Below are 24,554 nucleotides of genomic sequence, written 5' to 3' on the forward strand. Positions count from 1 at the left end.
TTCTCGGGTGGCTGGTGGCGGCAAAATCGTGAAAACCGAACCCCAAGCCCGAGCCTAGCGGCCCCCGGCCTCGGGTTCCAGCATAACCAGTTCTCGACCCGCTGACTCGTACGGCACCCTCAACGCATGGCGCGAGACACAGCGCACGTCGTCCTCCAGGCGTTCAAGCTCGCCGTCCACCGCCGGTCCCTTCATCGCCAGCCACTGGCCGTGGGGCGCCAGCAGCGGCCGGGTCAGCTCGACGAAGTCCTCGAGGCTGGCAAAGGCCCGCGAGATCAGTTGATCGAACCCGCCGTCGGCCGGGGTATAGGCTTCCACTCGCGCCTGGATCGGGGTCACCCGGGCGAGCCCAAGTTCCATCACCGCCTGACGCTGAAAGCGTACCTTCTTGCCGTTGCTGTCGAGCAGACTGACGTCGAGCTCGGGGTTGAGGATCGCCAGCACCAGGCCGGGCAGGCCAGGCCCCGCACCCACGTCGAGCACCCGTGGGCCCTTGACCCAGGGCAGCACCGCGGCGCTGTCGAGCACGTGGCGAGAGACCATGTCCAGCGGATCGCGTACCGCCGTGAGGTTATAGGCCCGGTTCCACTTGTGCAACAGACCCACCAGGGCCAGCAGCTGGTCAAGCTGGACGGCGGTGGCCGTGATCTCGAGGGCGGCAAGGCCCTCGCTCAAGCGCTCGTGCAGTCGCTGCTGCAGGGCCGGGGACATCGCCTGACTCATCCGCTGGCCACCTCGCGATCATCGAGCAACCGGCGTTTCTTGAGGTGAATTAGCAGGATCGATACCGCCGCCGGGGTCACCCCGCTGATCCGCCCGGCCTGGGCCAGGGTCTCCGGGCGCGCCTCGGCGAGCTTCTGGCGAATCTCGTGGGACAGCCCCTCGACTCGGCTGTAGTCGAGATCGGCGGGCAGGGCCATGGACTCGTGTCGCTTGAGCTTGTCGATCTCGTCCTGCTGACGATCGATGTAGCCCTGGTACTTGGCCTGGATCTGGACCTGTTCGGCGACCGTCTCGTCGCTCACCGGCTCGCCCTTGGCCGCAGCCACGTCGGCATAGCCGAGTTCCGGGCGCTTGAGCAGGTCCATCAGGCTGTACTCGCGGGCCAGCGGCTTGCCGGTGATTTGCTCGATGGTGGCGGCGGCATCGGTCCCGGGCTGCACCCAGGTGGCCTTGAGCCGGGCGCTCTCGCGCTCCACCGCTTCACGCTTGTCGCTGAACCGCGCCCAGCGCTCATCGTCCACCAGACCCAGTGCGCGACCGTGTTCGGTCAGGCGCATGTCGGCGTTGTCCTCACGCAGCAACAGCCGGTACTCGGCGCGGGAGGTGAACATCCGGTAGGGCTCCTTGGTGCCCAGGGTGATCAGGTCATCCACCAGCACCCCGAGGTAGGCCTCGTCGCGGCGCGGACACCAGGCGTCGAGCGCCTTGGCGCGACGCGCGGCGTTGAGCCCGGCGAGCAGGCCCTGGGCCCCTGCTTCCTCGTAGCCAGTGGTGCCGTTGATCTGGCCGGCGAAAAACAGGTTGTGGATAAATTTGGTTTCCAGCGAGTGCTTCAGGTCTCGCGGATCGAAGAAGTCGTACTCGATGGCGTAGCCCGGACGGGTGATATGGGCCCGCTCGAGACCTTCGATGGAGCGCACCACCTTGAGCTGCACGTCGAAGGGCAAGGAGGTCGAAATACCATTTGGGTATAGCTCATGGGTATCCAGACCCTCCGGCTCGACGAATACCTGGTGGCTGGTCTTGTCGGCGAAGCGGTGGACTTTGTCTTCGATGGACGGGCAGTAGCGCGGCCCGACCCCTTCGATCACCCCGGAGAACATCGGCGAGCGATCGAGATTGTCGAAGATGATCTCGTGGGTGCGCTCGTTGGTATGGGCGATATGGCAGCTGACCTGGCGCGGATGCATGTCCCGCGATCCCAGGTAGGACATCACCGGAGTCGGACTGTCGCCCGGCTGCTCCTCGAGGCGCGAGAAGTCGACGCTCTTGGCATCGATGCGCGGCGGGGTGCCGGTCTTCAGGCGATCGACCCGAAACGGCAAGGCGCGCAGACGCTCGGCCAGGGCATTGGAGGGCGGATCCCCGGCACGACCACCACGGCTGTTGTCCAGCCCGATGTGGATCACCCCGCCGAGGAAGGTGCCGGTGCACAGCACCACGGTTTCGGCCAGGAATCGCAGTCCAGTCTCGGTGACCACGCCGCGCACGGTGTCCTGGTCGACAATCAGGTCGCCGGCAGCCTGCTGGAACAGCGTCAGGTTCGGCTGGTTTTCCAGCATGCCACGAATCGCGGCCTTGTAGCGCACACGATCGGCCTGGGCACGGGTCGCCCGTACCGCGGGGCCCTTGCGGGCGTTGAGCACGCGAAACTGGATCCCGCCCAGGTCCGTCGCCAATCCCATGGCGCCGCCGAGGGCGTCGATTTCCTTGACCAGATGACTCTTGCCGATCCCGCCGATGGCGGGATTGCAGGACATCTGGCCCAGGGTCTCGATGTTGTGGGTCAACAGCAGGGTCTGGCAACCCATGCGGGCAGAGGCCAGGGCAGCTTCCGTTCCAGCATGGCCACCGCCGATGACGATGACGTCAAAGCGGTCGGGATACTCCAAGGTTCACCTCGTTCGGCGCAGCGCGCCAGCGGTCTGGATATTTGGTTCGTACGAAAAATAGCCGGCCAGTATAAACCCTCCTGTGGGTAAACGTCAGGGTTTTCCACACCCCGTCCGTCAGGCAGGAGCTTCACTTACCTACCTATAAAAAAATAAAAGAATAAGAAAGGAAGTTCTGTAGTGGTTGTAACTACTGGTGTGGACACTTTCTGTGGAAAAACCATTTAAACCTACTAAAAACAAAGAGATACAATGTTGATCCTTTGTTGGACAAGGGACGTACCAGCGTTTGATGGCGTGTTATCTGCCTGTGGACACAATCATGACTTGCCCACAGGGCTCGGCTTCCACCAGTTATCCACCGAGCTCGGGGGCGGTTGTCACCGCGACGGTGAACAACTCGCCGACTTGCCCACAGCCCCCGTGGTAGTGGGCTTCGCAGCCAAATGTGAAAAATCTTGTCCACAGCCCCAAAAAGCCAAAAAAACGCCCTGTCGATCACTCGACAGGGCGTTTCAGAGGCTCGAACGGGCGGTTTTTTCAGTGCTTGAGCACTCGCGCCAGGAAGCTCTGGGTACGTTCATTCTGCGGATTGTCGAAGACTTCTTCGGGCTTGCCCTGCTCGACGATCTCACCCTTGTGGATGTAGATCACGCGGTCGGCGACCTCCCGGGCGAAGCCCATCTCGTGGGTCACGATCATCATCGTCATGCCTTCTCTGGCGAGCTCACGCATGGCGTCGAGCACCTCACCGATCATCTCCGGGTCCAGCGCCGAGGTGGGCTCGTCGAACAGCATCAGACGGGGCTCCATGGCCAGTGCACGGGCCAGCGCCACGCGTTGCTGCTGACCGCCGGAGAGCTGGGTCGGGTACTTGTCGGCCTGGTCCTTGATGCCGACCCGATCGAGCAGCCGTTCCGCGGTGGCCTCGGCCTTGTCACGGCTTTCGCCGCGCACCTTCATCGGGGCCAGGGTGACGTTGTCACGCACGCTGAGGTGAGGGAACAGGTTGAACTGCTGGAACACCATGCCGACCTCGGTGCGGATGGTCTGCAGCGCCTGGCTGGCCTTGCCGTCGGGCTTGAGGTCGTTGCCGTCGACCCTGAGGGCGCCCTGCTGGAATTCTTCCAGGCCATTGACGCAGCGGATGAGGGTCGACTTGCCGGAGCCACTGGCGCCGATGACGACCACCACTTCGCCCTGGGCCACCTCAAGGTCGATGTTCTTGAGCACGTGCAGCGAGCCGAAGTGCTTGTTGAGTTTGTCGATACGGACGATGGGCTCGCCCTGGGCGTGAGAGGCTGGGTTCATGTCGGAATTTTCCATGGGATGTTGCACCTCACTGGCCCACCAGGCCCTTGCGCTCGAGCATGCGCAGGGCGAAGGACAAGGAAAGGGTGATGGCAAGATAGAGCAGCGCCACCATCAGATAGACCTCCAGGGCGGTGAAGGTGGTGGCGATGTAGATCTGGCCCTGGCGCACCAGCTCGCCCACGCCGATGACGGCGAACAGCGAGGTGTCCTTGATGCTGATGATGGCCTGGTTGCCCAGCGCCGGGATCATGCGGCGGAAGGACTGGGGCCAGATGATGTAGCGGAAGGTCTGGCGGCGGGACAGGCCCAGCGACAGGCCGGCCTCGCGCTGGCCGCGCTCGATGGACTGCACACCACCGCGAACGATCTCCGAGATGTAGGCGCCGGAGTTGACGGCGATGGCAGCGATACCTGCGGTGACCGCATCGATGGGGCCACCAAGGATGCTCGGCAGGCCATAGAAGATGAACAGTACCTGCACCAGTACCGGGGTGCCGCGGAAGATTTCGATGTAGGCCACGGCGGGAACACGCAGCCAGGCGCTCGGGGAAATGCGCAACAGGCCGAAGATGATGCCGATGACAAAGCCGATGGCCAGACCGCCGAAGGAGATCAGCAGGGTATAGGGGATGCCGGTCAGCAGCTGGGGGATGGAGGACAGCGCCGCCGACCAGTCGAATTGGAAGTTGACGTCCACGAGTGGGTCTCCGTCATGCACGTGAAATCAGGACAAGGCGAAAGGCCTTGATGCCGGGGTCGAGACAGTGCCTCGGGGTGACGTCCGGGTAACACCAAGGGGGCCGGTCGTGTACCGGCCCCCATGAATCCCAGGTCGGTTGCCCAGGTCGCTATGGACTGCGATCACTCGCTGGTGGAACCAAACCACTTGGCGTGGATCTCGTCGTAGGTGCCGTCTTCCTTCATCGCCGCCAGGGCCTCGTTGACCGGCTCTACCCACTCGCTGCCCTTGACGAAGACGATGCCGTACTGCTGGCCTTCGTACAGCGGACCAACGACCTTGACCTTGCCTTCGCCACGGGTCTGGGAGAAGTAGCCGACGTTGGGGGCGTCGTAGAAGGCGGCATCGACGCTGCCGCCGAGCAGGGCCATGTACATGTCGCTGGTGCCCGGATAGGGCGTGATCTCGGCGTCCTCGCCCAGGTTTTCCTGGAGGAAGTCATAGCTGGTGGAGCCGATCTTGGTGCCGATACGCATACCGGACAGGTCATCGATCTCGCTGACGCCTTCTTCGTCGGCGTTGACCAGGATCTTCAGACCGCTGTCGTAGTAGGGGTCGGAGAAGTCGACGATCTCGGCACGTTCGTCGGTGATGGTGATACCGGCGATGGCGATGTCGACGTTACCGGTCTGGACGGCGGGAATGATGCCGTTGAAGTCCATGGTGCGCAGTTCGTATTCGAAACCGGCACGTTCGGCCAGCTCGGCAATGATGTCCATGTCGAAGCCGACCATTTCGCCGGATTCCTGGTCCATCATCTCGAACGGCACGAAGCTCGGGTCGGTGGCCACGTTCAGGGTCTCGGCCTGAGCGCTGCCGATGACACCGAAGGTGAGCAGGGCGGAGGTAAGAGCGGCAGAAGTAAGGGCGGTTTTCATGATTTTCCCCAGTTGACGTTATTGTGAAATCCTCAACTACCATGGCGAGTTGCGGGGAAGGGGTCAAGTTGGGGGAGAATCCGCTGGGCCAACGCTGGCGGCGCCACAACACAACGCAAGACGCAGCCGGGAGGCTGCGTCGAGGGTGACATCAAGGGCTGCATCAAGCGCTATCTGGAAAGGCGTGTTGCTGTCGCGTCGGCTGACGCGCAGCAAGGTCGCTACACCATAAAGGAGGCGCCGCAACCACAGGTGGTGGTGGCGTTGGGATTCTGTACCAGAAAGCGTGCGCCGGCCAGGCCTTCCTCATAGTCGATGGTGGAGCCGACCAGGTACTGGTAGGACAGCGGGTCGACCACCAGCGCGACATCGCCGAAGGGAATCTCGGTGTCGTCGTCGTTGACGCCGTCGGCCACGTCGAAGCCGTACTGAAATCCCGAGCAGCCGCCTCCCGTGACATAGACGCGCAGGGCGATGTTGCTGGCGCCGTCTTCGGCCATCAGTGCCTTGAGTCGGCGCTGGGCGTTGTCGGACAGCAGTAGCGGGGTGGGGACAAAGGATTCGGCACCGCTCATGAGAGCTCCCGGGGTCGAGAAACAGGGTCAAAGCGGTCGATGTCGCGGATCAGCCGACGTCGACCGCATCGGTCATTATCCCCAAGCCAGAGTAAAAGGGTCAACTTTTCCTCGGAGGTAAGGTGCCTGTTACGTCGACATCCCCCCGCAGCAAGCGGGGGGATGGGCCTCAGGGCATTATCGCCGGGGCGTCGAGACCGGCGGTCTCGTCGAAGTCGAACATCAGATTGAGGGCGTGGATGGCCTGGCCGGAGGCGCCCTTGACCAGGTTGTCGATGACGGCCAGCACCACCACGGTGTCGCTGTTGCCGGGGCGATGTACGGCGATGCGGCAAAGGTTGGCGCCCTTGACGCTACGGGTCTCGGGGTGGCTGCCGGCGGGCATCACGTCGACGAAGGGCTCGTTGGCGAAGCGGTCTTCGAACAGGCGCTGGAGATCACCGGGGTCGCCGGTCAGGCGCCCGTACAGGGTGGCATGGATGCCGCGGATCATCGGCGTCAGGTGGGGCACGAAGGTCAGCCCGACCTCACCCCCGGCGGCGTCGCCGAGCCCCTGGCGAATTTCCGGCAGGTGGCGATGGCCGGAGGCGCCGTAGGCCTTCATCGATTCACTGGCCTCGGCCAGCAGCGAGGGCACCTTGGCGCCACGGCCGGCACCGGTGACGCCAGACTTGCAGTCGGCGATCAGGTGGTCGGCGTCGATCAGCCCGGCTTCCAGCAGCGGCAGAAAGCCAAGCTGCACCGCGGTGGGATAGCAGCCGGGGACGGCGATCAGGCGGGCCTGGCGAATCTGATCGCGGCTGACCTCGGGCAGGCCGTAGACGGCTTCCTCGAGCAGACCCGGGGCGCCGTGAGGCTGGCCGTACCAGTCGGCCCAGACGCCGGCGTCGCGCAGCCGGAAGTCGGCTGACAGATCGATCACCCGGGTGCCTCGCTCCAGCAGGTCGCCGGCCAGCGCGTGGGCGACGCCGTGGGGAGTGGCGAAGAACACCGCATCGCAGCGCGCCAGGCGCTCCGGGTCAGGCTCGGAAAAGCGCAGCTCGTCGTAGTGACCTCGCAGGTTGGGATAGAGTTCGGCCACGCCGAGGCCGGCTTCGCTTCGTGAGGTGATCGCGTCCACCTCCACCTCGGGGTGGCGCGCCAGCAGCCTGAGCAGTTCGACGCCGGTGTAACCGGTGCCGCCGACGATTCCAACCTTGATCACGTAACGCTCCTTTGCACTTTGCTGTTTCAGCGCATTGCCATGGAAATGTGGCCGCCCGCAAGGCGAGCCGAATGGCCTGGCCACAGGCCTGCCTGGAGATTCTCGGGCCAGGCGATGGGGGTTCCGAGAGACGACGATGACGGCGGCCTGGGTGCCAAGTCACGTTCTATGATACACAAGAGATAGTCACCTAAGGTAAGCCTGCCTTTCATCTTGCGTCAGGGACTCGACCCTTCGCTCTCAAGGAAGCGACCCACACCTCCATGCGCCTGCCCGATCTCAGTCTTGATGCCTTCCGTCGCCAGCTGGCGAGCGTCGACGCCCTGCCGCAACTGTGCGTGCTGGGGGTGGTGACGGGGCTGATCACCGGCAGTCTGATGGTGGTCTTCCGGCTGGCGTTGATGGTCGGCGCCATGCTGGTGATGCCCTACGACGATCCCGAAGCCTTCGAGCAGTTGTCTACCGGCCTGCGCATGGTGCTGCCGATCATCGCGGTGACGGTGATTGGTGTGCTGCTGTGGCGTCAGCCACTGGCCGCCCGCAAGATCGGCGTCAGCCATGTGATCGAACGCCTGACCTATCACCAGGGCCGCTTTCCGCTGCGCAACTGGTTGAACCAGTGGTGGGTGGGGGTGGTGTCGGTGGTCGGGGGGCTGTCCGCCGGGCGCGAAGGCCCGGCGATCCACCTGGGCGCCGCCGCCTCCAGTGGCCTCGGCCAACTGCTGCGCCTGCCCCACAACAGCCTGCGGGTGCTGGTGGCCTGCGGCACCGCGGCAGGCATCGCCGCCTCCTTCAATACGCCCATCGCCGGGGTGATCTTCGCCATGGAGGTGGTGATGATGGAATACACCATCGTTGGCTTCATGCCGGTCATCCTGGCGGCCTGCATGGGAGCCCTGGTCTCCCAGTTGGTCTATGGCGCCGACCCTGCCTTCGCGGTTCCCGATCTGTCCATGGGCTCGCTGTTCAATATCTACTGGATCGCCGCCATGGCCTTCGGTATCGGCCTGCTGGCGGGTCTGTTCATCCATGTATCGCGCTCGGAGCGCATCGCCAGCCTGCCGCTGTGGTGGCGCCTGGCACTGGTCGGTGCCCTGGCGGCGCTGCTGGCCTGGTGCTACCCCCAGGTCCAGGGCATCGGCTACGACAGCCTGTCCGATGCGCTGTTCAATCGTTTGACGCTGGATATTCTGATGGCGCTGGTGCTGGGCAAACTGCTGCTGACTGCCTTCGCGGTAGGCTGCGGGGTGCCGGTGAGCATCATCGGCCCGGTGCTGGTGGTCGGCGCGGCCGCCGGGGCGCTGTTCGGCATTGCCGGGGGCTGGATGTGGCCGGACAAGGCCGCAGACCCTGGGCTATTCGCGATGATCGGCATGGCGGCGATGATGGGGGCGGTGCTGCAGGCGCCGCTGGCGGCGCTGATGGCCCTGCTCGAACTGACCCATATGCCCCATATTCTGTTGCCGGGCATGCTGGCGGTGGTGGTGTCCTGCCTGACCGCGCGCCAGCTGTGTCGCTGTGACGGCTTCTTTATCAGCGTCAAGCGTCATGGTCTGCACCCCCTCCAGCAACCGCTGATGCAGGCGTTGTCGCGGGTGTCGGTGCCGGCGGTGATGGAGCGCAGCCTGGTGCGCACCAGGCGACGGATCTCGGAGACCCAGGCTCGGGCATTGCTCGAGGCCAAACCGGTGTGGATCATCATCGAACGTTCCACCGACGACAAGCCGACCCTGGCGCTGAAGGCGGCCGACCTGGCGCGTTATCTGCTCGAGCAGCAGGAGCAGCAGCAGGGACAGCGGGAGAAACAGGAACACAAGGCGGCGCCGGAAGGTCAACGCGAAGCCAGCGACGACAACGCCGCCATGGACGTGTTGGTGGACAAGGGGGGCGCCCCCGGTGGCCAGGCGGATGTCATCGCGGGCAAGAACGTCGATCGCTCGCCACCGCCGGTGTCACCAGCGGCGGCCAGCCCTGATGAAGACAAGGAGGCGTTGCTGGACCTGCTGGAAATCCCCGGCCAGCGACTGGACCTGGTGGCCATCCACCTGCAGGCGACCCTGACCGAGGCGCTGAACGTGCTGAACGAAAGCAAGGTGGATGGACTCTACGTGGAACACGGCTATCGACCGAAGCAGAAGCGAATTTCCGGTATCATCACCCGGGATGCCATTGAGCGGTACTACCGCCTGTCTGATCCATCCACAGCCTGAGGAGTCGCCATGTATCTGTGGATAAAAGCCTTTCACCTGATGTCGATCGTGACCTGGTTCGCCGCCATGTTCTATCTGCCACGGCTCTACGTGTACCACGCCATGGCCCGGGACAAGGGCGAGTACGCCAGCATGGATACCTTCATGGTGATGGAACGCAAGCTCTATCGCGGCATCATGACACCTTCGATGGTGGCGGTATTGCTGCTGGGGGCCCTGCTGGTGTGGTTGAACCCGGCCCTGATGAGCCAGGGCTGGCTGCACGCCAAGCTGGCGCTGGTGGTGGCGCTGGTGGCCTATCACCATGTCTGCCTGATCTACCTGAAGCAGCTGGCCGAGGATCGTTGCCGTCGCAGTGCCACCTTCTTTCGTGTGTTCAATGAACTGCCGGTGCTGGCACTGGTGGCTATCGTGATCCTGGCTGTGGTGAAACCCTTTTGAATAGCCTGAGTCCTTCGACTTCGCCCCACCTGCCGATGGTGCTGGTGCTGGCCGGGCATGACCCGACCGGCGGTGCCGGCCTGGTGGCCGACGCCGAGAGCGTGGCCGCCTGCGGAGGCTGGGCGCTGACCGTGCCTACCGCACTGACGGTACAGGACCTCGTCGACGTCCAGGCGGTTCACCCGGTGCCGGCCTCGACCATTCGCCAGGCGGCCGCAGCGCTGGAGAGCCTGCCGATCGCGGCGATCAAGATCGGTTTGATCGCCGACCTCGAGGCGCTGGACGCGGTGGTCGATGTGGTGCGCCGCCGGCCCGGTGTGCCGGTGGTTGCCGATCCGGTGCTCAAGGCGGGGGGCGGATCACCGCTTGCGACCCAGGAGCTGATCGACGCCTACTTCGAGCGTCTGCTGCCGAGGGTAGATATCCTGACCCCCAATCGCGACGAACTGGCACGCCTGGCCGGGCTCGACTACCAGGATGATACCGAGCGCTGTGTCAGTCTGATGCACCAGGGCTGCCAGGCGGTGCTGGTGACCGGCACCGATGATCCCCAGGGCCAGACGGCCAAGGGGCGTGTCGCCCATACCCTGCATACTCCGGACAGCGATCGTCAGTGGACCTGGCCCCGCTTGCCGGCGACCTTTCATGGTTCCGGCTGTACCCTGGCCGCTGCCGTGGCTACGCGACTGGCGGCGGGAGAAAGTCTGGTGCAGGCTTGTGAGCAGGCTCAGGTGTTTGCCTGGCAGGCGCTGGCCCATGGCTGGACGCCCGGCCAGGGGCAGTCGTTGCCTCGCCGGCTGTGGAAAATGCCGACGCCGCGCTTTTCGCCGGACGAGGTCAAGGTATGATGGCGACACGGCAGTCGGCATGAGAGACCCCGATCAGCCCCTGTTGGAAGGTATTGGCGCCCAATTCACCGGGTTATCCCATGCCCTCCACAGGGTTATCCACAGGCGGTGTCGCGCTGAATCGATGTCTGTGGCATCGATGATTGAATTTCACTTTTGGGCAAAGAGGTTGCCATGACCACATCCGCTGAGCTCTTCGAACAGGCCTGTCGGCACATTCCCGGTGGCGTCAACTCACCGGTGCGCGCGTTCAAGGGGCTGCATCGTCCGCCGGTGTTCATGGAGAGCGCAAAGGGCGCCTACCTTTTCGATGTCGAAGGCAAGCGCTACGTCGACTACGTGGGCTCCTGGGGACCGATGATCACCGGCCATGCCGATCCCGACGTGCTGGGCGCGGTGCGCGAGCGCCTCGACAAGGGCCTGTCCTTCGGTACCCCGACCGCGGTCGAGACCACCATGGCGGAGCTGATCTGCGAGATCATCCCGAGCATCGAGATGGTGCGCATGACCAACTCGGGCACCGAGGCGACCATGTCGGCGATTCGCCTGGCCCGTGGCTTCACCGGGCGGGACAAGATCGTCAAGTTCGAGGGCAACTACCATGGTCACAGCGATTCGCTGCTGGTCAAGGCGGGGTCCGGCGCGCTGACTCACGGTGAGCCCAGTTCTCCCGGGGTGCCTGCCGCTCTGGCCGAACATACCATCACGCTGTCCTACAATGACATCGACGAGGTGGAGCGCTGTTTCGAGGAGATCGGCAGTCAGATCGCCTGCATCATCGTCGAGCCGGTGGCCGGCAACATGAACTGCATCCCGCCGAGCGCCGACTTCCTCAAGACCCTGCGCCAGGTCTGTGACCGCCACCAGAGCGTGCTGATCTTCGACGAGGTGATGACCGGTTTCCGTGTCGCCCTGGGCGGCGCCCAGGCACACTTTGGCGTGACCCCGGATCTGACCTGTCTCGGCAAGATCGTCGGTGGCGGCATGCCGGTGGGTGCCTTCGGTGGCAGCCGCGAGATCATGAGCGAACTATCGCCGCTGGGACCGGTGTACCAGGCCGGCACCCTGGCCGGTAATCCGCTGGCCATGGCGGCGGGGGTGGCACTGCTGACCAAGCTGAAAGAGCCGGGCTTTCACAAGGCCCTGGCGCAGCGTGTCGAGACCCTGTGCAACGGGCTTGAAAGCCGGGCACGCGAGGCTGGTATCGACATGATCACCCAGCGCGTGGGAGGGATGTTCGGGGTATTCTTCACCGCTCAGAGCAGCGTCGAGAACTTTGCCCAGGCCACCGCCTGTGACGCCGATGCCTTCCGCCGTTTCTTCACCGCCATGCTCGAGCAGGGAGTCTACCTGGCGCCGTCGGCCTACGAGGCTGGCTTCATGTCCAGTGCACACACGCCGGAGGATATCCAGGTGACCCTGGACGCTGCCGAGAAAGCCTTCGCCCAGATGACGACCCAGGCCTGACAGGAGCCGACCATGACTGGCAATGACGCCGCTTCGCCGGACACCGCGCTGGAGCCATTTACCCTGGAAGAACTGCTGGACGCGCTGGCCGAGTTTCACGCCGAGCCGTTGCCGCCGGAGAGCGATTTGCCGGAACCGCTGACGGTGCTCAAGCACCGCAGCGAGGCCGAGTTCTCGGCCTGTCGATCCCTGCTGACCGGGGACGAGGATGTCGAGCGCCTGGACGCCCTCAAGGTGTGGCTGGATCAGGAATTCGATCGTCTCGCTCCGATCATCGAGGTGCGCAAGGATCGCCTGCGTCCCAGCCGTTGGTACATGGAGTACTCCGATGTACGTCTGTGTGACAACGGGCGTCTGGTGGTCGCCCAGAGTGCTGCCCAGGATCCCAAGCCCTTCGACTATCCCGAGATGGCAGATCCCGGCCATGACCTGGCGAGTCTCAGGGTGGAACTCGAACTGCGTGGCGAGATGACGCTCTCCCATCAGGCGCTGGATGGCTATCTACGTCGCAGTGGCGACTACGAGCTGGCACGGATCCTGTCACTGTTGCAGGTCATCGAGTCCATGGCGGGCATGCGCCGTGCGCTGCAGCGCCGCCAGGTGAGCGGCCAGGAGCGTCCGTCGCTGATGGCCGAGACCATGAACAGTTTCCGCCGCTACCTGACCCTGGCGGAGCGCCACGCGGAGTTCCGCTTTCCGCCGCTGGTGATCGGCGTCGGGGTGTCGGGCAGCGGCAAGAGCCGTTTCACCCGTACCCTGGTGGGACGCCAGGGGGCGGTGCGACTGAGCTCTGATGTTCAGCGCCTGGTGCTGCATGGATTCAATCCACAACAGGGTAGTGACGATCTGCCTGTGGATATCTATACCCGCGAGGCCACCGACAAGACCTACCAGCGCCTGGCCGCCTGCGCCGGGATTCTGCTGGATGCCGGTTACATGGTCTGTGTCGACGGCACCTTCCTCGAGCGCAAGCAGCGCGAGCTGTTGCGCTGGCAGGCCGAGGCCCGGGGACTGCCGGTGCTGCTGGTAAGCTTCGAGGCCGACGACGAGACGCTAAGACGGCGCATCAGCAAACGTGCGGTGCGCAATGAGCGGGACGAATCGTTGAGCCTGGCGGTGCTGGCGGCACAGCAGGACGCCTTCGAAGACTTCACCGACGAGGAACGCCTGCACCTGGTGCGGCTGGACAGCACGGCCGACAACGCGGCGGAGACCTTGGCCAGCCTGATCGAAGAGCACATACGCGTGCTGTGAGAGACCAGCCAGGTATCTTTCTCCACCAACAAGGACGCCGGCGATGCCGGCGTCCTTGTTGGCTGCACCTGTGTTGTCGATGCAGTCGCTTCATTCCGTTGCTCGATTTCGGCCGAGAGGCATCCGTGCCCCCGTAGGTCCGGGGCTCGGTCGTCGAGCCTTAGCGTGTCGCAGTGGAGCGTCGAGGTGGAGGTGCGCCGAGATTCTGGCGTGCCCAGTTGACCGCCTGCAGGCGATTGCTGACGCGAATCTTCTTGAACACGTTGTACAGGTGAGACTTTACGGTGTGTTCGCTGACGCACAGGCGTTCGGCAATTTCCATGTTGGAGGCGCCGGAGCCCAGCAGTCCGATGATCTCCATCTCGCGCTGGGTCAGGCCACAGGCCGGTCGATAGGCATTGAGCTGCTGGCGGCGGGAAAACTCGATCAGGCGAGTCATCAGCGAGCGCGACATCCACAGATCGTCGGTCTCGAACAGCTTGGCGATGCCCTTGCAGATACTGTCGAGGCTGTCCTGACGATAGAAGACTCCTCGCAGATGCATGAAGGATAGCACCTCCAGCGCATGCTCTTCGTCACGCAGGTTGAAGGCGGTGAGCAACAGGCCGCTGTGGCGTGCACTGACGTCCTGCCAATGCTGCATGGCGGCGTCGTCGACGTGGTCGGCGTCCATCAATACCAGCACCTGCTGACTGTCATCGATCTCGATGGTGTCGGCGGGGGCGGCGATGGAGACAGGGCAGTGGAATTGGTCCTTGATATAGTTGATGAAGAGCAGTGACTGAGGGTTGTGGTCAGTCACCAGCACTATCTGTCCTGTGTTGTTGCTCATCGTCGTGTCTCCGTGCACCCGCAGACGCCTGCTGACAGGGATGGGTATGACTAGTAAGTGGTGACCATTATGGGCCTATTTCATTCATTTTGTAAGGTTCTGTAACTACTGCATAGTAAAGTTAGGCTTGATACACGGTTATACCGAAATATTTCATACCTTGGTCCTAGAAAATAGCGAATTTTCGGACAGTTTCCCGGTATTTTTTGAATCTTTTTTCCAACTTTGTGCTTAAACGGCATTCAAACCGCGCATGATAGAGTATAGGCAAACATGCCGGCATAGTGCCGACGTGTCTTCTATCGAACTACCCATCAAGAGCGACACCATGAGTCAACTTACCGAACTGGTGCTGGCCAGTGGAAACGCCGGCAAGCTCAAGGAACTGGGCGCGCTGCTGGCGCCACTGGGCATCAAGGTTCACGCCCAGTCGGAGTTTGCCGTTCCAGAGGTCGAGGAAACGGGACTGACCTTTGTCGAAAATGCCCTGCTCAAGGCGAGGGAAGCCAGCCGTATCAGCGGCCTGCCGGCGCTGGCCGACGACTCCGGGCTCGCCGTGGATGCACTCGATGGTCGCCCCGGTATCTATTCCGCCCGCTTTGCCGGTGAACCCAAGGACGACGGTCGCAATAACGACAAGTTGCTCGAGGCCATGGCCGAGGTGCCCGAAGGGAGTCGTGGTGCCAGCTACTGGTGCGTGCTGGTGCTGCTCGAGCATCCCGAGGATCCAGTGCCACTGATTGTCCAGGCCGACTGGCGTGGCGAGATCCTGGCCCATCCGCGCGGTGAGGGCGGCTTTGGCTATGACCCACTGTTCTGGCTGCCGGATCAGGGCGCCAGCGCCGCCGAACTCGGCGCGGCGGAGAAGAACCGACTGAGTCATCGCGGTCGCGCCCTCTCGGCGCTGCTGCTCGAACTCGAGCGTCGGTCGAGTTCGTGATGGTGTCTCGTCTTCCGCCGCTGGCGCTGTATGTCCATGTGCCCTGGTGCGTGCGCAAGTGTCCCTACTGTGACTTCAATTCCCACGGTGTCGGGCGCGGCGCCGAACTCCCCGAAGAGGCCTATCTGGCGGCGTTGATCGACGACCTGCGCAGCGATGCCAGGCTTGCCGACGGACGCGAGCTGGTCAGCATCTTCATCGGCGGCGGCACGCCGAGTCTGATGTCTGGAGATTTCTATCGCCGATTGCTGGATACGGCGAGCCAGCTGGTGCCTTTCGCCTCGGATATCGAAATTACGCTGGAAGCCAACCCGGGGACGCTGGAGCGTGGCCGCTTTGCCGACTATCGCCGTGCCGGCATAAACCGGCTGTCGCTTGGCGTGCAGAGTTTTCACGACGCACAGCTCTCGGCGCTGGGTCGTATCCATGGCGGCGAGGACGCCGAGCGCGCCTTCGATGAGGCTCGCCGAGCCGGATTCGACAATCTCAATCTGGACTTGATGCATGGCTTGCCGGGGCAGACCCCGGAGCTCGCGCTTGCCGACCTGGAGCGGGCCATCACGCTGGCGCCGGAACACCTGTCCTGGTATCAGCTGACGCTGGAGCCCAATACCGAGTTTCATGCCAAGCCACCGCGGCTACCGGAAGAAGAGGTGCTGTGGGATATCCAGGACCTGGGCCACGAGCGTCTCGAGGCGGCAGGGTTTCAACGCTATGAGATCTCGGCCTACTCGAAGCCCGGGCGTCGGGCGCGTCACAACCTCAACTACTGGCGCTTCGGCGACTATCTGGGGATCGGCGCCGGTGCCCACGGCAAGATCAGCCAGCCGGGCGAGTCGGGCTTCCACATCGAGCGTCGCTGGAAGACTCGCCAGCCCGAGGCTTACCTGCGGCGACATCAGGACCCACGGGGTTTCGTGGCCGGTCACCGGCGGGTGAAGCCCGACGAGGTGGCGCTGGAATTCGCGATGAACGCACTGAGACTGGTCGACGGGGTATCGCTGGATACCTGGTGTGCACACACAGGACGCTCTGTGGCAGAGTTGTCGCCAAAGATCGACAAGGCGCGTGAAAAGGGACTTATTGTGCAAGACGCCGCCAGGGTTCAAGCTTCTGCGCAAGGTCTATTATTCTTGAACGACCTTTTGACCCTGTTCAGCGAAGACTGAAAGGGATGATATACCACATGGAAGGAGACGTTGACGCCATGAGCAGCAAGACTCGACTGATCGCCCCGCTGGCAGCCGCCGTGATTCTGGCTGGCTGCTCCACAACGGATCCTTACACTGGCCAGACCGATCGCAACAACACCGGCATTGGCGCCGCTGTGGGTGCCGCCGTCGGTGCCGCTGCCGGTGCCATCAGTGGCGACGGCAGCACCAGCAAGCGTGACCGTGCCTTGATTGGCGCCGCTGCGGGCGCCGCCGTGGGCGGTGGCATCGGTGTCTATATGGATCGCCAGGAAGAACAGCTGCGTCAGAGCATGCAGGGTACCGGGATCGACGTGGAGCGCCAGGGTGACAACATCGTGCTCAACATGCCGAGTAGCGTGACCTTCGGCTTCGACTCCGCCGACCTGACCGGCGGCGCCACTAGCGCCCTCAACGACGTGGCCAACGTGCTGACCCAGTATCCGGAAACCCGCGTCAATATCGCCGGCCACACCGACTCTACCGGCGACGCCAGCTACAATCAGCGTCTGTCCGAGCGTCGTGCTCAGTCGGTGGGCAGCTACCTCCAGGGGCAGGGTGTCGCCTCCGGTCGTCTGTACGTGAGCGGCTACGGTGAAAACCAGCCGATCGCCAGCAACAACACCGAAGAAGGTCGTGCCCAGAACCGTCGCGTCGAGATTACCCTGACGCCGACCGGCCAGCAGGGGTAAGGCGACTCGGCTGCCTGACCTGTATGAGGGAGGCCTGCCCCTCGGCGGGCTTCTCTATTCTCCAGGGGCAGGGTGTTGCCTCCGGTCGTCTGTACGTGAGCGGCTACGGTGAAAACCAGCCGATCGCCAGCAACAACACCGAAGAAGGTCGCGCCCAGAATCGTCGCGTCGAGATTACCCTGACGCCGACCGGCCAGCAGGGGTAAGGCGACTCGGCTGCCTGACCTGTATGAGGGAGGCCTGCCCCTCGGCGGGCTTCTCTATTCTCCAGGGGCAGGGTGTCGCCTCCGGCCGTCTGTATGTGAGCGGCTACGGTGAAAACCAGCCGATCGCCAGCAACAACACCGAAGAAGGTCGCGCCCAGAATCGTCGCGTCGAGATTACCCTGACGCCGACCGGCCAGCAGGGGTAAGGCGACTTGGCCGCCTGTATGAGGGAGGCCCCCCTCGGTGGGTTTCTCTTGCTTGCGTCGATAGCCCGTAGCTGAAGTCGCGACGTTGCAGCGACTGCAACGGCAAGGCCCGCACCTCTCGACAGAGGCGCGGGCCTTTTCGATACCTGCCTTTCTCTTCATTCCTGCCCGGTCTCTCCAGGACCCGCTAGGGCTTGTCTGAAAAGTGCCTGCGCTCGGTAATACGGCGTTAAAAATCGGATCAAAATGCTCATTTACACCCCGTAAACTGCGCTTTCTCACCGATTTTTGCCTTGTCTAACCTTCGCTCGTCGACTTTTCGGACAGCGCCTAGATCTCTCCAGGACTCGCTAGATTTCTCCTGGTCTGGCCTGGTCTCGCCCAAGCCCTGCTGCTGCCTCAACCTTGGTCACAGCGATAACTGGCGACGGCTCAATGATATTCAACGGCTCGGGTTCGTGGGGGTACAGCGTACCTACTCGGATAAAGCCCAATGTCTGTCATGAGTCCATACGTCTGCACGCAGACCCCTACTTGCTGTTATCGTAACGTCATCGACTCGGCGAACGATTTTCGCCCCACGACCAGGTCAGACCATCCATGCTTTCCTATCAGCACGCCTATCATGCCGGCAATTTCGCCGACGTTCATAAACACTTGTGGCTTTACGCCACGATCGAACACCTATTACGTAAAGATAGTGCTATTACGTTTATAGATACTCACGCCGGGCGAGGAAGCTATCCGTTGGCGGCTGAAGAAACCGCGCGGCTCAAGGAGTACCAGACGGGCGTCAAGCGCTTGTGGGACAGCCGCACCGAGATGTGCAAGGCGGGCGCGCAGAATCCACTGCTGACGACCTGGCTTGAGGCGATCGACTCCGTTCAGCCGCGCCCACAGCAATTGACCCACTACCCGGGCTCGCCCTGGTGGCTGGGTCATCGGCTGCGTGATCAGGACCGATTGACCCTGTTCGAGTTGCACCCGGGTGAGCACGGCCACCTGGCCCGGCAGTCACTGGCAGGCGAAGGGCAGCAGGCGAATATTCGACGCGTGCATGGCGATGGCCTGGCCGGGCTCAGGTCACTGCTCCCGGTAAAGACACCGCGGCTGTGCGTGCTGGTCGACCCGAGTTTCGAGCGCAAGTCGGAGTACCAGGAGGTCGCCGAGACCATGATTCATGCCCTCGGCAAGGTCCGCCACGCGGTGCTGCTGTTGTGGTATCCACTGCTGCCCGCCGGGCGCCACCAGGAGCTGTTGGACAGGCTGCGAGCTAGCGGTGTGCGCAAGCTATGGCGCAGCGAGGTGATCCTGCACCCCCCGGGTGGGGCGAGTCACGGCATGTACGGCAGCGGGATGCTGGTGGCCAACCCGCCCTGGGGTGTCAGCGACAGCATGCATGCCGCCATCGCTGACTGGTTGCCGCTGCTCGGTGACGCAGCGCGCCACGAGCAGCGCTGGTGGGTCGAGGAGTAGCGCCTGGTCGTTGGTCCAGACGCCAATCGGGTCATGGTGCCTCGAACATCAAGCGAAAGCCCACCGGTGAGGTTCGGTCGATGGATGAGAGGCCGGCGATTTCCTGCAAGGCGGCGATGCCGTCCTCGAAGCCCAGCGATTCTGCGCTTATCCATACCGGCTGATCCGATACCACCAGCCAGCGTGTGTCGGCGAGTCTTGCCACCAGTACCTGGGCCTCCTGCTCGGTCGACGCCGAGCCGAGAATGATATCGACCGGGATACTGGTCGCCAGGGTCTCGCCTACGCCAAGTGAATCGAAGCTGGAGGTATCGACCTGGGCCGAGATCGCGAAGCTGGCCGCGGCCAGCAGGTGCTCGAGCATCCGTTCATCACGGATATCGATGCCCGTGTCCAGCGATTCGGTGGCCACCTCGATGGTGACCTTGCCGTTATCGTCGATACCGCCGGACAGACCGTCCAGGTGGTGGGTCTCACCTATGCTCTGGTTTTTCACCGAGCCGAACCACAGGCGTGAATCGTCACCGGACAGCTGCCAGTCCGCCAGGGCGGAAAGCGAGACGCTGCCTAGCGCCATTGCGACAACCAGGGGAAGGACTTTCATGGGGACTCCTGTGGGCAAGGGGGCATTGCCCACAGTGTAGCGGGTATGACAGATGCCCTGGACGAGCCCTCGGTGCGGCCGGCCGGGGGGCGGATGCCTGGCACCAGTGATGGCGGACGCCTAAGGCGCCCCATGTCGGCGCCAGGCGTGGCTTCGCCGTCACCGAAGGGATGGCGAGGCGATCGCTGGCGCATAAACGTGGGTAAGTGCTCGCTATCGGTAGAGCGTCTGCTTTAAAGGCTTTTATGCATTTTCAGGCATTCACTTGCCGATACAGAAGCTGCCGAAGATCTCACCCAGTAGATCGTCGGCGCTGAACTCGCCGGTGATCTCCCCCAGCGCCTGCTGGGCATCACGCAGGTCCTCGGCCAGCAGCTCGCCCGCGCCATAGCCTTCGAGTTGTGCATGGCCGTTGTCGAGGGCCTCGCGAGCGCGGTCGAGCGCGTCCAGGTGACGACGCCGAGCCGAGAAGCGGCCTTCGGTGGTGGACTGAAAGCCCATGATCTCCTTGAGGTGAGACTTGAGGTTATCCACACCCTGACGTGATCTGGCGGAGAGCCGCAGCGTAGGAGGTGTTGTGGATAAATCGAGTCCCGGTGCTTCACCGCTCTGGTCCACCTTGTTGCGCACCAGGGTCAAGCGTGAGGCGTCCGGCAGGCGCTCGACGAATTCCGGCCAGATGGCCATGGGGTCGGTGGCCTCGGTGGTGGTGGCGTCCACCAGCAGCAGGACCCGGTCGGCCTTCTCGATTTCGCTCCAGGCGCGGGCCACGCCGATCTTTTCCACCGCGTCGGGGGTATCGCGCAGGCCGGCGGTGTCGATGATGTGCAGCGGCATGCCGTCCAGATGGATATGTTCTCGCAATACGTCCCGGGTGGTGCCCTCGATATCGGTGACGATGGCCGTGTCCTGTTCGGTCAGCGCATTGAGCAGGCTCGACTTGCCGGCATTGGGCCGTCCGGCGATGACCACGCTCATGCCCTCGCGCATCAGTGCGCCCTGACCGGCACTGCGACGCACCTCGGCGAGCTCCGTCATGAGCGCGCCAAGCTTGGCCGCGACATGGCCATCGGCGAGGAAGTCGATCTCCTCCTCGGGGAAGTCGATGGCCGCCTCGACGTACATGCGCAGCTCGATCAGGCCCTGGACCAGCGACTGCACGCGGGTGGAGAACTCGCCCTGCAAGGAACGCAAGGCATTTTCGGCGGCGCCACGGGAGCTGGCGTCGATCAGGTCGGCGATGGCCTCGGCCTGAGCCAGGTCGAGCTTGTCATTGAGAAAGGCGCGCTCGGAGAACTCACCCGGGCGGGCCAGCCGTGCCCCCAGCGCCACACAGCGCTCGAGCAGCATGTCCATGATCACCGGGCCGCCGTGACCCTGAAGTTCCAGCACGTCTTCGCCGGTGAAGGAGTGTGGCCCTTCGAAAAACAGCGCGATGCCTTCATCGATTACCCCGTTATCGCCCCTGAACGGTCCGTAGAAGGCCTGGCGCGCTTCCGGTACCTGGCCCAGCATGGCGCTGGCAATCGCGCCACAGGCAGGCCCCGAGACGCGTATGATGCCGACGCCGCCCCGACCCGGCGGCGTGGCGAGGGCGCAGATGCTGTCCTGGGTGTAGAGAGGCGTGGTCATGGTCAGACTCCTTGATGATCGGGCGTATTGTCAGGCGCAGCGCCTGGCTTTGCCAGTCCGGCTGGTGTGGCCAACGGCTGTGGCCAGAGGTGCGGGCCCTGAAACGCCAGACCCCCGCCGAAGCGGGGGTCTGGAAGCGTCATGCATGAGGACTTACTTGGTGTTCATGCCCTTGCCGACGCTGGGGTCTTCCTCGATCTTGCGGGTGATCACGTACTGCTGAATGATCGAGATGCAGTTGTTGCACACCCAGTAGATGACCAGACCGGCCGGGAACCACAGGAAGAAGAAGGTGAAGACGATCGGCAGCATCTTCATGATCTTCGCCTGCATCGGGTCCGGAGGCGTCGGGTTGAGCATCTGCTGAACGAACATGGAGGCGCCCATCAGGATCGGCAGGACGAAGTAGGGGTCCTTCACCGACAGGTCCTGGATCCACAGCATGAAGGGCGCGTGACGCAGTTCCACGGACTCCAGCAGCATCCAGTACAGCGCGATGAATACCGGCATCTGTATCAGGATCGGCAGACAGCCGCCCAGCGGATTGATCTTTTCCTTCTGGTAGAACTTCATCATCTCCTGGGACATCTTCTGGCGGTCATCGCCGAAGCGTTCCTTGAGACGCTGCATTTCCGGGCCAAGCTTGCGCATGCGTGCCATGGACTTGTAGGCCTTGGCAGACAGCGGCCACAGGGCAGCCTTGACCATGATGGTCAGGATGACGATGGACCAGCCCCAGTTGCCGATCAGATCGTGGATGTGATCGAGCAGCCAGAACAGCGGATTGGCGATGAACCACAGCCAGCCGAAGTCGACGGTCAGCTCCAGGTTCGGTGCCACGGCCTCAAGCCGCTCCTGCACCTTGGGGCCCATGTAGAGGGTGGCACCCAGGGTGGCGTCGGCGCCCGGCGCCAGGGTCTGGGCCTGGCCGGCGAAGGCGGCAACGTTGCGGTCCTGACTGTCGGTGGCGGCGTAGAACAGGTTGTCCTGCTGCTGCGGCGGTACCCAGGCGGAGGTGAAGTAGTGCTGAATGATCGCGACCCAGCCGCCCTCGACCTCGCGGTTCTGGAAGTTGCCTGCCTGGATGTCCTCGAAGTCGATCTTCTCGTAGCGGTTCTCCGGTGAGGAGTACGCCGCACCGAGGAAGGAGCGCATGCCCATCTTGGGGCCAGTGGACGGATCCGGGTTGTTGTCGCGGGCCAGTTGGCCGATGAAGCGTGCGCTGACCGGCTCCTCGCCAGCGTTGGCAAGCAGGTAGCTGACGTCGACTGCGTAGTCGTCACGACTGAAGGTGAAACGCTTGACGATATCGATGCCATTGACGGTGGCGGTCATGTCCACCTGCAGGCTGTCCTGGCCGTCGGCCAGGCGGTACTCGGTCTTCTCGGGCGAGAAGGCGATACGACCGCTGTTGCCGTCAAGCTGCAGTCCAGAGCGAGCGACGTAGCTCAGGGTGCTGTTGTTGGACAGCAGCACGTAGGGCCGATCCCCATCCTGGCTCATCAGATGCTGGGGGAGGGCGGCGTAGACGATGTCGCCACCCTGGGGGTCGATACGCACGTCGAGGACGTCGGTGATGACCGCAATGAGATCTCGACTGTTGGCAGCGGGCTCGCTGCTGCCGGGCAGCTCGCTGCCGACATCATTGGCCGAGCTGGGTGCCGCCAAGCCTTCCGACGTGGAGGCGTCGGCACCGTTTGAGGTCGCGTTGCTGGTGATCGCCGGAGCATCCGGGGTGCTGGGCGGCTGACCGTAGTCCTGGTTCCACTGCACCATGATCAGGTAGGCGAGCACCGCCAGGGGGATCAGCAGGAGTAGTCGTTTTACGTCCATGAAGGGTCTGCCCGAAGGGAAGTGAACATGCCGATGGCGCCACGCGAGACGCCTACATGAGATACACGAAAGCCTGCCGGAGGCAGGCCAGTATTCGTACGGAAACGTTCCGCGTCGCGAGAGGTGACGTCAAGGGGCCGGAAGAGGGACTCGTTCATGCTCGGACGAAGTGTGTTCGGCATTGAAGAGCCTCTTGCTGCTAGTTACGGCTTTGCTTCGGCTGTGACCGAGTGTCACCCCGGGTGTCACTCGCGTGGCGAGGTGTCGTCGATGTCCGCGAGGGACGAGTCGACTTCTCGGCCTCGCGCTCGAGACGACGCCACATGCCGAACAGCTGGCGCAGCACGGTGTCGTTGTCGACCTCGTTGACGCCACGCCTGGCCAGCAAGACGATATCCACGGCGGGAAGTCGATGCTGTGCATGCCGAACGGACTCACGAGCCAGTCGTTTCAGTCGATTGCGATCGACGGCCCGGCGTACGTTCTTCTTGCTGAAGACCAGGCCCAGGCGAGGGTGTCCCAAGTCATTGGGAATCGCCAACGCCATCAGGCCCTTGCCGTGAACCTTGTAGACCGCCCCATCGAACACCTGGCGGTAGTCCCCGGCAGTCAGCAAGCGGCATTGCCGGGGAAAGGTCAGACAGGCCACGAAGGACCTGCGCTTAGGCGCTCAGGCGCTTGCGGCCCTTGGCACGGCGACGTGCCAGAACGGCGCGGCCGTTTTTGGTGGCCATGCGAGCACGGAAGCCGTGCGCGCGCTTGCGCTTGAGAACGCTCGGTTGGAATGTGCGCTTCATAACTCGTTAATCCCACAGTGGTTTTTTGGAACGGATAGACATCCAGAGGCTCCCGGAATCCGCTCGGGCCCCCGGGGGTATTCGGCTCAAGACCGGATATTTTAGTGATTTCAAGCCCTGGGTGCAATCTTTTCGCGGGCCAGAAAGCAGGTTTCAGGGTGTTCGCCCCTGCCAGTCCGGCCTAGACGGCTGGGGATAACTTCTGCTCGAGCCGAACCGGCGGGTGAACAAGCCACCCGGGACTGGCCTCGCGACATGACCCACTGCCTACATAACAATAAAGAGAAGTTCTTGACTGATGTTGTTATTACTACTGGGGATAGTTTTTGTGGATAAGCGTGTTCACGTATGAAATTTCAACATGTTGCGTTGCATATAAAAGTGTGGAGAAAACGTTGAGACCGCGGGGAGGAGCGGTGTGGTTCCGGTGGATCAATGATGAGATTGTCCACAGGGACTCGTTCGCCAGCAAGTTGTTCCAGCACAACTCCGAATGGCGTACAAGGGTTTTCCACAGCTAGGTTTTGGTGCCGTTCTCGTGTGGATAACTCGTGGTGACAAGGCTACAATGTGCGGTCGTTCTTCAACCAAGGTAGCTCGC

General features: G+C 63.2%; 22 protein-coding genes and 2 pseudogenes. 11 read left to right on the forward strand and 13 right to left on the reverse strand.

Features of this window, described 5'->3' with window-relative positions; all coding sequences use genetic code 11:
* Positions 1 to 54: 54 nt before the first annotated feature.
* The 7 genes from rsmG to argC all read right to left on the reverse strand — a co-directional run bounded on the left by rsmG (position 55) and on the right by argC (position 7,325).
* A complete protein-coding gene (rsmG, locus tag NFH98_RS20555) occupies positions 55 to 723 on the reverse strand; it encodes a 16S rRNA (guanine(527)-N(7))-methyltransferase RsmG (protein WP_045992717.1) in 669 nt (222 codons plus the stop codon).
* On the reverse strand, positions 720 to 2,615 hold the full coding sequence (mnmG, locus tag NFH98_RS20560) for a tRNA uridine-5-carboxymethylaminomethyl(34) synthesis enzyme MnmG (RefSeq protein ID WP_349623096.1): 1,896 nt from the start codon (positions 2,613 to 2,615) through the stop codon (positions 720 to 722). Before mnmG ends, rsmG begins: the two co-directional genes overlap by 4 nt.
* A gap of 540 nt (positions 2,616 to 3,155) precedes the next feature.
* Positions 3,156 to 3,926 carry an amino acid ABC transporter ATP-binding protein gene (locus NFH98_RS20565; RefSeq protein ID WP_045992719.1) on the reverse strand — a complete coding sequence of 257 codons (771 nt, stop codon included), beginning with the start codon at positions 3,924 to 3,926 and terminating at the stop codon, positions 3,156 to 3,158.
* A gap of 28 nt (positions 3,927 to 3,954) precedes the next feature.
* Positions 3,955 to 4,626: an amino acid ABC transporter permease gene (locus tag NFH98_RS20570; RefSeq protein WP_045992720.1), complete on the reverse strand. Its 672-nt coding sequence runs from the start codon at positions 4,624 to 4,626 to the stop codon at positions 3,955 to 3,957.
* Positions 4,627 to 4,790: 164 nt separating this feature from the next.
* Entirely contained in the window at positions 4,791 to 5,546 is a 756-nt protein-coding gene (locus NFH98_RS20575; protein ID WP_045992721.1) for a transporter substrate-binding domain-containing protein, read from the reverse strand.
* 221 nt (positions 5,547 to 5,767) lie between these two features.
* The gene (gene erpA, locus NFH98_RS20580; protein ID WP_108131956.1) at positions 5,768 to 6,121 is read right to left on the reverse strand and encodes an iron-sulfur cluster insertion protein ErpA; all 354 of its coding nucleotides are present in this window, start codon (positions 6,119 to 6,121) and stop codon (positions 5,768 to 5,770) included.
* Between the two features lie 169 nt (positions 6,122 to 6,290).
* Positions 6,291 to 7,325, reverse strand: coding sequence for an N-acetyl-gamma-glutamyl-phosphate reductase (argC, locus tag NFH98_RS20585; RefSeq protein WP_222567993.1), 1,035 nt, complete (start codon positions 7,323 to 7,325; stop codon positions 6,291 to 6,293).
* 263 nt (positions 7,326 to 7,588) lie between these two features.
* Here argC and NFH98_RS20590 point away from each other — a divergent pair, with 263 nt between their 5' ends.
* The 5 genes from NFH98_RS20590 to NFH98_RS20610 all read left to right on the forward strand — a co-directional run bounded on the left by NFH98_RS20590 (position 7,589) and on the right by NFH98_RS20610 (position 13,545).
* A complete protein-coding gene (locus NFH98_RS20590; protein WP_261395295.1) occupies positions 7,589 to 9,535 on the forward strand; it encodes a chloride channel protein in 1,947 nt (648 codons plus the stop codon).
* A gap of 9 nt (positions 9,536 to 9,544) precedes the next feature.
* Positions 9,545 to 9,976, forward strand: coding sequence for a protoporphyrinogen oxidase HemJ (hemJ, locus tag NFH98_RS20595; protein WP_045992725.1), 432 nt, complete (start codon positions 9,545 to 9,547; stop codon positions 9,974 to 9,976).
* 35 nt (positions 9,977 to 10,011) lie between these two features.
* The gene (thiD, locus tag NFH98_RS20600) at positions 10,012 to 10,824 is read left to right on the forward strand and encodes a bifunctional hydroxymethylpyrimidine kinase/phosphomethylpyrimidine kinase (protein WP_108449583.1); all 813 of its coding nucleotides are present in this window, start codon (positions 10,012 to 10,014) and stop codon (positions 10,822 to 10,824) included.
* A 174-nt stretch (positions 10,825 to 10,998) separates the two neighbouring features.
* The gene (gene hemL / locus NFH98_RS20605; RefSeq protein ID WP_045992727.1) at positions 10,999 to 12,291 is read left to right on the forward strand and encodes a glutamate-1-semialdehyde 2,1-aminomutase; all 1,293 of its coding nucleotides are present in this window, start codon (positions 10,999 to 11,001) and stop codon (positions 12,289 to 12,291) included.
* A 12-nt stretch (positions 12,292 to 12,303) separates the two neighbouring features.
* Positions 12,304 to 13,545, forward strand: a complete 1,242-nt coding sequence (locus NFH98_RS20610; protein WP_045992728.1) for a P-loop nucleotide/nucleoside kinase family protein — start codon at positions 12,304 to 12,306, stop codon at positions 13,543 to 13,545.
* A 160-nt stretch (positions 13,546 to 13,705) separates the two neighbouring features.
* Here the strand turns inward: NFH98_RS20610 and NFH98_RS20615 are convergent, their stop codons facing one another.
* A complete protein-coding gene (locus NFH98_RS20615; protein ID WP_045992729.1) occupies positions 13,706 to 14,377 on the reverse strand; it encodes a LuxR C-terminal-related transcriptional regulator in 672 nt (223 codons plus the stop codon).
* A gap of 328 nt (positions 14,378 to 14,705) precedes the next feature.
* On the opposite strand from NFH98_RS20615, the gene rdgB reads away from it, so the two are divergent.
* From rdgB to NFH98_RS20645, 6 genes and pseudogenes are all read left to right on the forward strand, one after another.
* Positions 14,706 to 15,317, forward strand: a complete 612-nt coding sequence (gene rdgB, locus NFH98_RS20620; RefSeq protein WP_045992730.1) for an RdgB/HAM1 family non-canonical purine NTP pyrophosphatase — start codon at positions 14,706 to 14,708, stop codon at positions 15,315 to 15,317.
* Positions 15,317 to 16,486, forward strand: coding sequence for a radical SAM family heme chaperone HemW (gene hemW, locus NFH98_RS20625; protein ID WP_222516264.1), 1,170 nt, complete (start codon positions 15,317 to 15,319; stop codon positions 16,484 to 16,486). The genes rdgB and hemW overlap by 1 nt, the downstream gene beginning before the upstream one ends.
* A gap of 38 nt (positions 16,487 to 16,524) precedes the next feature.
* Positions 16,525 to 17,199, forward strand: a complete 675-nt coding sequence (locus NFH98_RS20630; protein ID WP_045992732.1) for a YiaD family glycine zipper/OmpA-like lipoprotein — start codon at positions 16,525 to 16,527, stop codon at positions 17,197 to 17,199.
* Positions 17,200 to 17,258: 59 nt separating this feature from the next.
* Positions 17,259 to 17,405 (forward strand): annotated as a pseudogene (locus tag NFH98_RS20635) (OmpA/MotB family protein); the annotation flags it as partial.
* Positions 17,406 to 17,464: 59 nt separating this feature from the next.
* Positions 17,465 to 17,611 (forward strand): annotated as a pseudogene (locus tag NFH98_RS20640) (OmpA/MotB family protein); the annotation flags it as partial.
* Positions 17,612 to 18,211: 600 nt separating this feature from the next.
* Positions 18,212 to 19,087 (forward strand): 23S rRNA (adenine(2030)-N(6))-methyltransferase RlmJ, encoded by an 876-nt coding sequence (locus NFH98_RS20645; RefSeq protein WP_349623097.1) that lies wholly within the window; start codon positions 18,212 to 18,214, stop codon positions 19,085 to 19,087.
* A gap of 31 nt (positions 19,088 to 19,118) precedes the next feature.
* Here NFH98_RS20645 and NFH98_RS20650 read toward each other — a convergent pair whose 3' ends face one another.
* The 5 genes from NFH98_RS20650 to rpmH all read right to left on the reverse strand — a co-directional run bounded on the left by NFH98_RS20650 (position 19,119) and on the right by rpmH (position 23,953).
* Positions 19,119 to 19,691, reverse strand: a complete 573-nt coding sequence (locus NFH98_RS20650) for a YceI family protein (protein WP_349623098.1) — start codon at positions 19,689 to 19,691, stop codon at positions 19,119 to 19,121.
* A gap of 261 nt (positions 19,692 to 19,952) precedes the next feature.
* Positions 19,953 to 21,323, reverse strand: coding sequence for a tRNA uridine-5-carboxymethylaminomethyl(34) synthesis GTPase MnmE (gene mnmE / locus NFH98_RS20655; protein WP_213229459.1), 1,371 nt, complete (start codon positions 21,321 to 21,323; stop codon positions 19,953 to 19,955).
* Positions 21,324 to 21,476: 153 nt separating this feature from the next.
* On the reverse strand, positions 21,477 to 23,156 hold the full coding sequence (yidC, locus tag NFH98_RS20660) for a membrane protein insertase YidC (RefSeq protein ID WP_108131947.1): 1,680 nt from the start codon (positions 23,154 to 23,156) through the stop codon (positions 21,477 to 21,479).
* Between the two features lie 199 nt (positions 23,157 to 23,355).
* On the reverse strand, positions 23,356 to 23,805 hold the full coding sequence (gene rnpA / locus NFH98_RS20665) for a ribonuclease P protein component (RefSeq protein WP_083970680.1): 450 nt from the start codon (positions 23,803 to 23,805) through the stop codon (positions 23,356 to 23,358).
* A 13-nt stretch (positions 23,806 to 23,818) separates the two neighbouring features.
* A complete protein-coding gene (gene rpmH / locus NFH98_RS20670) occupies positions 23,819 to 23,953 on the reverse strand; it encodes a 50S ribosomal protein L34 (RefSeq protein WP_008959105.1) in 135 nt (44 codons plus the stop codon).
* Positions 23,954 to 24,554 lie beyond the last annotated feature (601 nt).

Origin of the sequence: Halomonas sp. H33-56, assembly GCF_040147035.1 — a bacterium.
GTDB classification, from domain to species: domain Bacteria; phylum Pseudomonadota; class Gammaproteobacteria; order Pseudomonadales; family Halomonadaceae; genus Halomonas; species Halomonas litopenaei.